This window comes from Paenibacillus gorillae (assembly GCF_000513275.1).
Classification (GTDB): Bacteria; Bacillota; Bacilli; order Paenibacillales; family Paenibacillaceae; genus Pristimantibacillus; species Pristimantibacillus gorillae.
Genome location: NZ_CBVJ010000127.1, coordinates 19,227 through 31,576 on the forward strand (window position 1 = coordinate 19,227; position 12,350 = coordinate 31,576).

General features: G+C 50.8%; 8 protein-coding genes. 4 read left to right on the forward strand and 4 right to left on the reverse strand.

What is annotated here, in order from left to right:
* Positions 1 to 268: 268 nt before the first annotated feature.
* From TY10_RS24025 to TY10_RS24035, 3 genes are all read right to left on the reverse strand, one after another.
* A complete protein-coding gene (locus tag TY10_RS24025; RefSeq protein ID WP_052350743.1) occupies positions 269 to 1,156 on the reverse strand; it encodes a stalk domain-containing protein in 888 nt (295 codons plus the stop codon).
* A 203-nt stretch (positions 1,157 to 1,359) separates the two neighbouring features.
* Positions 1,360 to 3,000, reverse strand: coding sequence for an AraC family transcriptional regulator (locus TY10_RS24030; RefSeq protein WP_052350744.1), 1,641 nt, complete (start codon positions 2,998 to 3,000; stop codon positions 1,360 to 1,362).
* Positions 2,993 to 3,946, reverse strand: a complete 954-nt coding sequence (locus tag TY10_RS24035; protein ID WP_042169375.1) for an ABC transporter substrate-binding protein — start codon at positions 3,944 to 3,946, stop codon at positions 2,993 to 2,995. Before TY10_RS24035 ends, TY10_RS24030 begins: the two co-directional genes overlap by 8 nt.
* A gap of 345 nt (positions 3,947 to 4,291) precedes the next feature.
* On the opposite strand from TY10_RS24035, the gene TY10_RS24040 reads away from it, so the two are divergent.
* The 4 genes from TY10_RS24040 to TY10_RS24055 all read left to right on the forward strand — a co-directional run bounded on the left by TY10_RS24040 (position 4,292) and on the right by TY10_RS24055 (position 9,540).
* Positions 4,292 to 5,398, forward strand: coding sequence for a hypothetical protein (locus TY10_RS24040; protein WP_042169377.1), 1,107 nt, complete (start codon positions 4,292 to 4,294; stop codon positions 5,396 to 5,398).
* A gap of 148 nt (positions 5,399 to 5,546) precedes the next feature.
* Complete coding sequence (locus TY10_RS24045) at positions 5,547 to 6,422, forward strand: GGDEF domain-containing protein (protein ID WP_042169379.1); 876 nt, start codon at positions 5,547 to 5,549, stop codon at positions 6,420 to 6,422.
* Between the two features lie 183 nt (positions 6,423 to 6,605).
* Positions 6,606 to 7,901: a glycosyltransferase family 2 protein gene (locus TY10_RS24050; protein ID WP_042169381.1), complete on the forward strand. Its 1,296-nt coding sequence runs from the start codon at positions 6,606 to 6,608 to the stop codon at positions 7,899 to 7,901.
* 193 nt (positions 7,902 to 8,094) lie between these two features.
* Positions 8,095 to 9,540: a DEAD/DEAH box helicase gene (locus TY10_RS24055; RefSeq protein WP_042169383.1), complete on the forward strand. Its 1,446-nt coding sequence runs from the start codon at positions 8,095 to 8,097 to the stop codon at positions 9,538 to 9,540.
* Between the two features lie 77 nt (positions 9,541 to 9,617).
* On the opposite strand, the gene TY10_RS24060 is transcribed toward TY10_RS24055, so the two are convergent.
* Complete coding sequence (locus TY10_RS24060) at positions 9,618 to 12,227, reverse strand: S-layer homology domain-containing protein (protein WP_042169385.1); 2,610 nt, start codon at positions 12,225 to 12,227, stop codon at positions 9,618 to 9,620.
* Positions 12,228 to 12,350: the final 123 nt, after the last annotated feature.

Sequence of the window (12,350 nt, forward strand, 5' to 3'; positions counted from 1 at the left end):
GTTATTTTGCGAAGCTGACTCGTTATTGGGCTCGCGGTGGGCCTACTGCGAACCTCTCTTCGCTATTTTGCGAAGTAGGTTCGTTATTCAGCCATGGACTGGCGCACTGCGGCGGTAGAATGTTGTACTGCGAAGCTGGTTCGCTATTTTGCGAAGCTGGTTCGTTCGGTGATACCTTTAAGACGCATCGAGGCGAGCGAAGCCAAAAGAAGTTCCACAGCGATCTGCTGTGGAACTTCTTTTATCTCAGCATAGCTGAGCTAGTTGGTTAAGGCCGCAAGTTGTACTCCTCCAGCTTGAAGTCGACGGAGTCTACTTTCCACGTCTTGCCGGTGTAGGTGAGAGTAGCTTTACGATGGAGGTACGTTTCCGTTTCATAGTCAGACGAAATGAACACATATTGTGTTAAGGTAGCCGTTTGATTGTCGATATACTGCAACGCCGACGGGGTGACGTCTTTCAACTGGTTTTTATATTGCAGCCCCTTATTCTGAATGATCGTGTTGATGAATCGGTCCGTAAAATAAGGGCTGAAATACGTCCGGATTTGCTTGATCGAAGACAGATTCGTCGCTTCGTTCAGCTTATCGGCGATGATCTGCTGCTGCCGGGCGGTCAGCCGCTTTTCGTTAGGAATTTGAACGGGAGGCTTATCGGGAATGATGACGAGACTTTGACCATTTAATTGAACGGTAGCCTGACCTGCCTTCTGATCCCAGCTAATGTCCGCTCCCAGCGCTTGACTTAGAAAACGAAGAGGTACATACGTAGTCCCGCCATTTTTCTCTTCAGCAGCAACGTCGAGGGTAATCGGCATTTGATTGACCAGTGCGGTCTTTGAGCCCAGAGTTAACACGACTTCAACTTCATCTTTGCTAATCGTGACGGGTTTGGACGCTGCATTCCAGTTTACCTTCGCCCCCAAATTTTCTGTTACGACCCGCACCGGTATAAGTAGCCTGTCATTTTTCAAAAGGCCACCGCGAATGATAGTTGCCTCTTCGTCAGAGACAGCATTCTGCTCATTCAACGCCGCGGCCGGTATACTTGAACTGCTACCTGCCTCATCATTAGCAAAAATTTGTCCCGGCAAGCCGCTCAGAACAAGAAGAGCGGTTGTCAGCAATGTTACTGTCGCCTTTTTGATTTTCCTCATAGGTATGCCTCCTTAAAATAAGGTTCACAAATTTCCTTCGTTAAAATTATTAGACGTGGGCTGATCAAGAGTGTTGCGGTCTGGATTTTTCCCCATCGCACCGCCACCATGTATATACCCGCTATCACATCAAATCTAAACCACATAGAACAAAAAAAGGACAAGCAACAGGAGCGCAGTCGCCCTCCGAGCTTGTCCTTTGCTTAAAACGCCGCTCCCGCAATACGAAATAGCTCAGGAGCCTCATCCAGAAATCGTTCGCAATAATGAGCCGAGTACTCATTCCACGGCGCTTTAAACAGATCATTTCCCGAGAAAACCTGCAGTTTCGGCCCGCAGGCAGCCGCCAGCCGCTTCCAGTCGCGATGCCTGGAAAGCTGGCTCCAGTACGCTTGCGACAAGGGATCTTCCTCGACATGCACCAGAACGCGGTCGGCATAATAGGCTTCCAAGTGCTGCAGCTCTATCGGCTCAAGCCAGTCGATATCGGCTACAGCAGGCGGCATGCCGAGCTGCAAATCATTGTAGAGAACCGTTCCCGCCTTTCGACCCCAGACATGAAGCTGCCCTTTACTAACAACAAATACGGCAACTGTATCACGACGCGTCATTGCACCGAGCTGTTTGCGAAGGACGGCCGATTTCTGCTCATAGCGTTCCAGCCATCTGCCCGCTTCTTCTTCCCTGCCTATAAAAGCAGCCGTTAGAGACAGATGCTCGCGCCAATTCCCTTTCCAAGGCAGCAGCAGCGTTGGCGCGATACTTTTAAGCTTCTCCTGCTCTTCGGCAGGAATAAAATGATCGATGCCGATAATAAAATCCGGCTCAGCCTTCCGCAATATCTCCCGGTTAAACTCATAATGATGGCTCAGCAGCAGCTTAATCTCAAAGCTATAACGATTGCGATAGTAATCGGTCCAATAATGGTCCACCGGCGCTGCAAAAGGAATCATTTGCAGAGGAAGCAGCATCCCGATGTTCATCCAGCTATATGCGGCGATCTTGTATTTCTGATTTTTCTGATAGGCTGCCGGAGGAATACCGGTCTGTTTCTTGAACAGGTTACGGAAATACGTCTCATTCTTATACCCAATCGCCTCGGCAATGACAGCAAGCGAAGGTGCTGATGGCGAAGTCATCATCCGTTTGGCCTCCATCAGCCTCAGCTCTGTCCGGTATTCCATAATGCCTCTGCCGTAACGCTCCTTAAATAGCCGCATAAAATGAAACCGGCTTAGCCCCGCAACTCCTGCAAGCTGATCTATCGTTATATCCTCCTTATAATTTCGCTCCAGCTCCATTTTTGCAGTTTCGAGCGCCAGCTCCATCTGCTGCTCCTGATAACCCAGCACCAAGCCCAGCAACTCCAGCAGTCCCGCTTCGCACCGGAGTCTGGATGACTGCTTGCCCTCGCTCCAGCCCGCATGCAATAGGTCAAATATATGAATAACGGATGAGGCCGGGTGAATAACTGCTTCACCTGCAAAAGGAAAACGCCAAACCGCTTCACCTCCCAGATCCGGCTCCTCCACCGGCATGAAGAACCCTTCAAAATGAAGCAGCATAAGGCCCGGCTCAGTCCCGGAGCCGCCCGTTTCCGCTTCAATTAAATGACCCGGCGGACATACATAGACGCCGCCCTGCCGCAGCGGATAATACTTCCCGTTAATGACCAGCCGGCCATGACTCGTCTTGGAGAGCAGCAGCACATGGGATCTGCTCTGAATAAAGTTCCGGTCAGACCCGCCGCCCAACACACTCTTGACCTGTTCCACACTTAGCAGCTTATAGCAAACTTGACCTGCAGCATAATGCTGCAGGTCCGAAATCGCGTTGCTATTCATGAACGTATTTGAGAACGTCTTCGATCATTAAGCCGTTCGCTAGCGAATTGTTGTTAAACCAATGGCCCGAATCTGCTGCGAAGACGTGCCCAGCCTTCACAGCAGGCATTCCCTTCCACAGCGGATTGTCCTCCGGCGGCTTTTCTCTTCCTTCACCGGATAACAGGAAAATATAATCAACCTTATCAAGCTGGGCCAACGTCTCGATGGAGTAGGCATCATATTCACCTTTCAGCACATCAGGCTTTTGGAAGCCAAGCTCGTCATACAGCATTGCACCGCCATAGAAGCCTGGGCCGAACAGCTTGAAGTTCTCGCCTGCAGGCTGCAGCAGAACGGCTGTTTTGCCCTCGATCAGACTGCCCAGCTGTTCCTTTGCCTTTTTCAGCTTCTCATCATAGGCAGCCAATGCCTTTTTCGCTGCGTCTTCTTCATTTAAGAGTGCGCCAAGCTTTTCAAGATTTCCGCGCCAGTCGCTTGCATTATCCGATAAAATGAACGTAGGCGCGATTTTGGCAAACTGATCGTAACCGTCTTTCGCATAGTCCGCCGTTAGAAAAATAATCAGATCCGGGTTATACGACAGCACTTCCTCCGGCTGCAATCCATTATCCATCTTCAGGACAGGAATGCCTGCCAGCTTATCTTGAAGATAGTGCTGCGGAACTCCGGCTACTCCCCATTGCGCTACTGGTTTTATATCCATAGCCGACAGCGGATCTTCCATAAAGGCAGCAATAATCCGCTTAGGATGGACAGGCACTTCTACTTCATGGCCAGCGGCATCGGTCAACGTACGAACAGCTGCCTCTTCTGCCACAGGACTTGGAGCATCAGTCGCTGTTGCAGCAGGTGCTTCATTATTTGCCGGGCTGCCGCATGCAGCAAGCATGCTAATTAGAATTAAGGCCATGAATGCAAATAAACTGTGTCGTGTGTTCTTCATCGTTTCGTTTATCTCCTATCAATTGATATTGATTATCATTCACAAAGTATAATGGACGAATCTGCTTTTGTGAATAACTAATAATGCTCTTTTTTTACGGCACACCGCATTCTTGCATCACTCGACATCAACTCTTCTATAAAAACGGCAGATTGATGCCATTTACCCATTCCTGCTGCTGCCCTCCACATGGAATACGCTTGTCAATCACAACATGATCCTCCCTCTTTCCTCTCTAATTGCAGTAAAAAAGACCTACAGGGACTATTGACTTTTGCTACAGTACGTGGAGTTTGCTATCTTTGGGGTAAGCGACATTATCCTGTATGCCCTGAAGGAGAACGCATGACAACGAAATCCCCAATGCCGAAACGAGGCATTATCATTACGTTCACCGTTTTACTAACAGGTATCGCAGTTTTTCTATGGATTCAGCATCTGTCCAAACGAACGGCCGTTTCCCCCACACTAGCTTTTATCGAACACAACATGACGAACCCAAACGGCACATTAGCCACTTATTTAAAAGAAGCTTCATCTGCAAATCCTGATTACGTCGCTGGACACGAGGCTTTATCCGAATCCCTGGGCGTCTGGATGCAAATCGCTGTGATGAATCAGGATGAGACACGGTTCCAGCAAAGCTACCAGTTGCTGCGCGACAGATTTCTGTCCCCCAAAGACTATATTATTTGGAAGCTTGAACCGAGCGGCACCTCGGAGGTGAACACCAATGCCCTCGGGGACGACCTGCGTATCGTCAGAGCACTGTTGGAGGGCTATGATCTGTGGGAGCAGACTGCTTATCTATCAACTGCGAAGGCTATTACAACCCAGTTGCAGCAATCAGCGATGGTAGAAGGCTATTTCGTCGATTATCATGACTTTCTTCATCAGCAATCCGCAGACGTCCTAAGTCTCGTCTATGTGGATACCTTGGCGCTGCAAGCTATGGAGCGGCATGGACTGATCGACCGGAGCGTTTTGGACAGGCACATTGAGCTATTGCAGAAACTGCCGCCAGCAGGTGAAAACGTCTTTTATCCGCAAAAATACGAGGTGCGAGCTTCAACGTATACATGGGATGGCAAAGTAAATCTGATCGATCAGCTAATTGTTGCTATTCACGTCGCGGAGCTTGGACAATCGCCTCAGAAGCTAATCGGTTTTCTCAAGCAGGAGCTAAAGAATCGAGGAAAGCTGTTCGGGCAATATGATCGCAATTCAGGCCAACCGGCAGTCGATTATGAATCTCCCTCCGTATACGGTCTGGCTATTCTGCTGGCACTGGAGACGAAGGACCAAGCTTGGGCGAAGGAGCTCTACCCCCTGATGATCGCAATGCGGGGCCATGATTCCCGCTATAAGGGCGGTTACGTTTTCGACGGAGACACGCATCTGTTCGATAATTTATTTCCGCTTCTGGCAGAGGTTTCTCTGAAAGCACGCTAGGATGCTCGTGAGTGAAACCGGACATCCCTATATCTACCAAGCTTTATGGCCTGTTTTTGCCTTGCGGTTATCTGCTTATGTCAGTAGAATTAGTCGATGACAACAAGGCTGTATGACATCATGAATCGAAAGGAACGGACCGGAAACGATGGATAACAAAATCGCTTCACGCAACGTAGATATCGGCTATGTCAGCTTGATTGTTCTTCTGCTGGCAGAGCAATTGGCCGTCTACCTGAACTTGTACCTGAACCAGTCTTTTACCGGATGGCAGATTGGAGCCAGTGTTGGGGCGCTGGTCGTGTTAGCGGCCGGGTTTTTCATTCCCGCAGGCTTCTCCGTCGTCTTTGTTTTTCTATTTATTGTGACGTACTTAGTGTGGCTTACTACCTATGGAAGTGTGAATATTCTGGAAACGTTGTGGCTGCTCTTCATTCCCGCCAATATTCTGATTGCCACTTTCGTTAAATACCGCCTCATTCGGACGAAGCATATTTTGGAGCGTCTGAATGCTCTCTCAAGCAATACCCCGATGATCGACCTCGATACAGGTCTCGGGAACAAAGAAGCGCTGGCGGATACGCTGACCAAGCAAGCAAATTTAGCCAAGCGGTACGGTGACAAATATGATTTTTCCATCGCCATGTTTAAAATCGATTTTTTGCCCCTTGTTTTAGAATCTCTTGGCAACGAGCGCTATTCTAAATTTATAATCGAAATCGCCGATACGATTCAGCGGCAAATCCGGCATGAAGACACCAAGTTCTCCGTCGATGCCGGCCGCTTCGTCGTCCTATGCCCCCTTACGGACCGAAACTTTTTCCCGGCGGTAACGGACCGCATCAAAAATGCGATGATCAATATCAACTTCGAGGACAAGCGCGGACAACCCCTACAGCTTGTTGTCCGGGCAGCGATCCTTGGATTTGAAAGGGAGCAATTCGACCTCTACCAGAACGTAGACGACGTCATCGCAACACTTGAGAGAGGCACAGAGACGGATCTCGTCGCGGAATATATTTAAATTTTCCGCACCCGGTGCGAAAAAACGGTTGAAAGGAAGTGCTCGCTTTGATTAACGCCAGCTGGTTTGTTCCGGTATGCATTGTTGTCTCGTCGTTATTGACGCTTTCCGTCATTATTCTAACCATCTATACCTTGTCATTCCGCGCCAGAGTAATTGAGAAATATGAGCGGGGAAAACCTCATGTCTGATTTCCTCCTTCTATTCTCGGTCGTCAGCATCTGGATCGCCGTATTTGAGAGTATCGTCATTATGGCAGGAGCGATCAAATTTATTCGCAGGAAAAATCGGGAGCCGCTCACAATTCCACAGGATATGGATAATTATCCTGCTGTTACAGTACTGGTACCGGCCCACAACGAGGATCTCGTTATTGTGCAGACGGTAGAGCGGATTTTGTTCATGAATTATCCTGCCCATAAGCTCCAGCTGATCGTCATTGCAGATAATTGTACGGATCGTACGGCGGAAAAGCTTAAGGCGCTCAAAAGCAAGCCTGCCTACCGCGATCGCAACTTTCACATTCTGGAGCGTAAGGGAACCGGCGGCAAATCCGGTGCCCTGAACGATGCATTCAAGCAGGCCACAGGTGAATGGATCTGCATCTATGATGCCGATGCTGCACCGGAGAAAAACGCGCTCGCTTTTCTCATGCAGAAGGCGATGGAACGACCCGATCGCTACGGTGCTGTGTTCGGCCGCAACAAAGCGCGTAATCGCAGCCAAAACTTTCTCACCAAATGTATCAATCTCGAGCTCATCACCATACAGCGCGTGCATCATACGGGGTTGTGGGAATTGTTCAAGCTCGGGACAATTCCAGGCACTAACTATATCGTAAAATCCGAGCTGATTCGTGAAATCGGCGGCTGGGACGAAGATGCCATTACGGAGGATACGGCTATCTCCTTCGAAATTTTGACGCGGGGTCAACTAATTGCGCTCGCTCCGCAGGCTGAAGCCTATCAGCAGGAGCCGGAAAAGCTCAGCATCTACATGAAACAACGCCAGCGTTGGTCCAAGGGCAACTTCCACGTTGTTATCGAGAACATCCATCATCTGTTCAATCGGTCGAGCTGGCGGATTAAGCTCCATGTTCTCTACTATGCGGTCAGTTATTTCTGGTTTATGATTGCCATCATTATTTCCGACATTATCTTTCTTACGAATATCGGGTATTATATCGTTTCCTTATTTAATCCGTCGGTGGTCATGCCATTCAACTTCGGCGACGACATTTATCTGTACTTGATGATCGCATGGGCGCTGATGTATTACATCTATGTGCTGCAAATTAATTTGGCGCTGGCTACCGATATTGGACAGAGCACCATCGGCAACTTTGTCATTTCGGTCGTCTCCTATTTCACCTATGCGCAGCTCTTCCTGATCATCTCTATTAAAGCGTTCTACTCGCTCGTTACAGACAAAATACTCGGCAGAAAGAGTAAATGGTACAAGACCCAACGATTCGGATAAAGAACAATGCACCCTTTGGCGAGACATACTTCTCTAGTGGTTAAATCGAGATGGATGTCCGACAAGGGTGCTTTTTTGTCATGAAACGTAATTGCTGACGGTTTTCAGAGTATAATAGACGAAGGAAGAGAGACAGGTACGGTTAATAGCTGAGATAATCAGGTAATCGAATATAGCGTAGAAGAGGGTAAAGATGAACGAGAAGAAGTTTACAGATTACGCATTAAGCGAAGAGATTTTACGGGCATTGGGCAGCTTGGGCTACGAGACGCCGACGGAGGTACAGACGGAAGTTATTCCTGTCGCGCTAGCGAAAAAGGATCTTGTCGTCAAATCGCAAACGGGCAGCGGCAAAACGGCCGCCTACGGCATCCCGCTCTGCGAGCTGGTTGACTGGAACGAAAATAAACCGCAGGCGTTAATCCTAACGCCAACCCGCGAGCTGGCCTTACAGGTCAACGAAGACCTGATGAACATCGGCCGTTTCAAGCGGATCAAGTCGACGCCGCTGTTCGGGAAGCATCCTTTTCATATCCAAAGGGCGGAATTAAAGCAAAGAACGCATATGGTCGCGGGTACGCCCGGACGTGTACTCGATCATATTGAACGCGGCACGCTGCCGCTGGATCGGATCGCCTATCTCGTAATCGACGAAGCCGACGAAATGCTGAACATGGGCTTCATCGAGCAAGTGCAGGCTATCATTCAAGCGCTGCCTCAGGAAAGAGTGACTATGCTCTTCTCCGCCACGTTTCCAGAAGACGTCGCCCGGCTGTCACGCAAATACTTGGACAAGCCCGCTGAGATCGAGATCAAAGCGAGCGGCCTCACGACAGCTACGATCGAACACTCCCTTATCCAAGTGATGGAGGCAGATAAGCTGGCGCTGCTTCAGTCCTTACTTATCGTAGAAAATCCGGATAGCTTAATCGTATTCTGCCGCACGCAGGAGAATGTGGACAAGCTATTCCGGGAAATGGCCGATCTCGATTATCCATGTGACCGTATTCATGGCGGTATGGAGCAGGAAGAGCGTTTTGAGGTGATGAATGCTTTCCGCAGAGGGCAATTCCGTTACTTAATCGCAACGGATGTAGCCGCCAGGGGCATCGATATTACAAACATTACCCATGTTATCAACTACGATATTCCGCTTGAGAAGGAAAGCTACGTCCACCGGACGGGCCGGACAGGCCGTGCTGGCAAGACTGGCAAAGCGATTACCTTCGTCACGCCGAAGGATTACCGGCGTCTAGCTGAAATCGAAGCTTACATCGGTTTCGCCATTCCGAAGGTGAAAGCCCCCTCGGAGGAGGCAGTGGATCAGCGCAGAGAACAATTCGAACAGAAGCGCGACAATGGTCCAGAGCTGAAAAAAGACAAACGCGAACAGTTGAATAAACAGATTATGAAGCTGAACTTTAACGGCGGCAAGAAGAAAAAGCTGAGAGCGGTCGATTTTGTAGGTACAATCGCCAAGCTTGAAGGCGTCAATGCGGATGACATTGGGATCATTACGATTCTCGATCATGTGACCGATGTCGAGATTCTGAATGGCAAAGGCTCGCTCGTTCTAGAATTGATGCGTGATACGACGATCAAAGGCAAGCTGTTGAAGGTGCGCCGCGGCAAGCGGTAGCACGCTCATAACAATAGAAAAAGGGCATCCTCGTTGTCAGCGGGGATGCCCTTTTTGTTCCATTTCTGCACATTCTGCTAATCGATAAAATGTACGTATTGCAGGAACCTCTTCAGCATAACCGCTGCCTGCGCCCTCGTTGCATACTCTGTCGGCGCGAAGCGTCCGTCTTCAAACCCTTTCATAATGCCGGCTTCCGACACTCGGACTACCGCCCCTTTCGCCCATGAAGAAATGGAGTCTCGATCCGTGAAAGCGGCCAGGCCGCCGCCCTCTTGTCCATCGCCAATGCTTCCATGTCCGGTGAAGGTTAAGGCGCGGTCGATCACCACGGCCATTTGCTCGCGGGTAATCGGATCGTTAGGCGCAAAACTGTCGTCATCGATGCCGCTCACCAACCCGCTTGCCACCGCCGCCTCAACCGCAGACGCATACCATGCAGACGCAGGGACATCCGCAAAACGGGCACCGCCCTCGCTCTCCTTCACGGACAGCCCCAGCCCGCGAATGAGCAAGGCCGTGAATTCCGCTCGGGTAATACTTCCCATTGGCCCGAAACGGTCGGCGGCCACTCCGTTCACTAGCAGCTTGGACGCCAGATGCTCCACATCTGCCTTCGCCCAATATCCGTTTAAGTCGACGAACTTTCGAGCCTGTACATCTACGACTGTATACAAGCTGTTATGCGGCACGTTCAGAATCGCTTCCACTTTGCCGTCTGGACCGGTTTCCAGCTGTGCCGGAACAAAAACGATGGTTCCGTTTGCCGGGATATACTGAACGGCAACCAGGTTACGGTTCGTTTTCTCTCCGTCCAATTTAATAGTCCGGATCAAGTACGATCCGCCGAAGTCGCGCACCTCCAACGTTTGCCCGTTTGCTTCCGCCGTTACCTTGTAGTCGATGACGTCGGCGGATACAACAAAACCTTGGGAAACGCCAATCCGATTGATCTCCTGTCGAACATCCTCCCCGGCCTGCTCCTGAATAATGCTCACGGTCAAATCCGATACTTTCGAGTCGAGACGCGCCGCCAAACCGGTCAGATCGATCGCGCTTATCCGCAATTGAAAGCTAGAGTGGTTCAGCCTCACCTCAATAATCGCCTTCGGATAATCTTTAGCTATATCCGCGATCCAATCAGCCGGAAAACGTGTCTGTACCGCTTGCTCCCGATCGCCGATTTCAATGCTGACAAACGGTTCCTTCCCATTTTTCAAAAGCTCCAGCACTCGCTCCCTCGTCCGTTCGGAAAGGATGACCTGTTCGGTCACCTTGCCGTCCGACCGCGTCACCTGTTTGATGTCGGTTGGAGCGACAAGAACAGTAATCCCAGCACCCTGTTTTATCTTCACGGTCGTCTCCAATGTGATCGGTCGATCGCCGGCATTCGGAGAAGACGGTGTTGAGATGCCGGTGAGGGTAATGGCTTTCACGGCTTCATTGCCTGCTTTGTCCCGGGCATATATGGTATAGTCGCCGTTGGCAGCTACGGTGAATTGACGCGCGGCCAAAATATCGGTTCCTTTCGTTCCTCCAGCAAAATCAGCCTCGCTAAGGCTTCCAGGCAGCCAACGGAGCTCCGTCAGCACATTACCTGCGGCTACTCCGTGCACGCCGGCCGTCACGCTGATTATTTTACGTGGTGCCGATCCGTTCGGTGCAACCGTCAGGGTAACATCGGGCGGTATCGCCACAATACGGATTCCGCTCGTGTCCGGTGCTTTGTACGTTAGCGAAGCGGCGGCTCCGCCAGCAGCTCGAACGATATTTGCACCGTTCGGGAGCTCCAACGCGGCGGCAACTTCAATACCGTCTACATCCGCGAGCCCGGCCGGAACCTCATATTCGAAAGTAAGTTCCGTCAATGCGGTGCCGCGCGCTCCCGTATACGAGGCATATACATTCTGAACGGCAGAATGGTCTCCGACCATGATCGGAACGGCCGGTGTCCCGGTCACAATGACTTCGTATCCGTAAAATACCGTAAAGCGAAGCGTGTCGCTCGTTCCGTACAAATCATTAGCCGAGGCTGTTAGCACCAACTCCACCAAAGCGGCTGCGAATTCCGCCAGAGCATTGCTCAAACGGGCAGCAGCTTCATCTAATAGAATCTGAGATTGGTTTCCTGCATCGTCGGCAATAGCCTGCGCCGCATCTATCGCGGTCTGCAGGGCAGCGCGGTCGTCTGCCGATGTCTGCCCTGCGTTGACGCCTTCCGGATGATCCGTCAACGCCTGCTGCGCTGCCGCGATCGCCGCTCCCAGCGCCGTCGGAATGCCCGGTTGAATTACTGCGGCTTTAAAGACTTGAACCGCTGCATTTAACTGGTTAGCGGCAGTATCCAGTTGATCCTGCGTGTAATTGCCCGCGTTATCGAGAATCTGCTGCGCAGTACCGATGGCAGTTTCCAACGCGGTGCGAGTTTCTTCCGATGTCTGCCCCACGTTGACGCCTTTCGGATAATCCGTCAACGCCTGCTGCGCTGCCGCGATCGCCGTGCCCAGCGCCGTTGGAATGCCCGGTTGTAGAGCAGCGGCTTTAAACACTTGAACTGATGCATTTAACTGGTTAACGGCAGTATCCAGTTGATCCTGCGTGTAATTGCTCGCGTTATCGAGAATCTGCTGCGCAGTACCGATAGCCGTTTCCAGCACGCTGCGAGTTTCCGCCGACGTCTGCCCCACCGTTGACGCCTTCCGGATGACTCCGATAACGCCTGCTGCGCTGCCGCGATCGCCGCGACCAGCGACGTCGAAATGCCTGGTTGCAGTACTGTGGCTTTAAACACTTGTACCGATTCATTTAAC

What these genes read in the sequence shown, in the direction of transcription:
- TY10_RS24025 (WP_052350743.1), bottom strand. Translation starts at nt 1,156, where the DNA reads ATGAGGAAAATCAAAAAGGCGACAGTAACATTGCTGACAACCGCTCTT.
- TY10_RS24030 (WP_052350744.1), bottom strand. Translation starts at nt 3,000, where the DNA reads ATGAATAGCAACGCGATTTCGGACCTGCAGCATTATGCTGCAGGTCAA.
- TY10_RS24035 (WP_042169375.1), bottom strand. Translation starts at nt 3,946, where the DNA reads ATGAAGAACACACGACACAGTTTATTTGCATTCATGGCCTTAATTCTA.
- TY10_RS24040 (WP_042169377.1), top strand. Translation starts at nt 4,292, where the DNA reads ATGACAACGAAATCCCCAATGCCGAAACGAGGCATTATCATTACGTTC.
- TY10_RS24045 (WP_042169379.1), top strand. Translation starts at nt 5,547, where the DNA reads ATGGATAACAAAATCGCTTCACGCAACGTAGATATCGGCTATGTCAGC.
- TY10_RS24050 (WP_042169381.1), top strand. Translation starts at nt 6,606, where the DNA reads ATGTCTGATTTCCTCCTTCTATTCTCGGTCGTCAGCATCTGGATCGCC.
- TY10_RS24055 (WP_042169383.1), top strand. Translation starts at nt 8,095, where the DNA reads ATGAACGAGAAGAAGTTTACAGATTACGCATTAAGCGAAGAGATTTTA.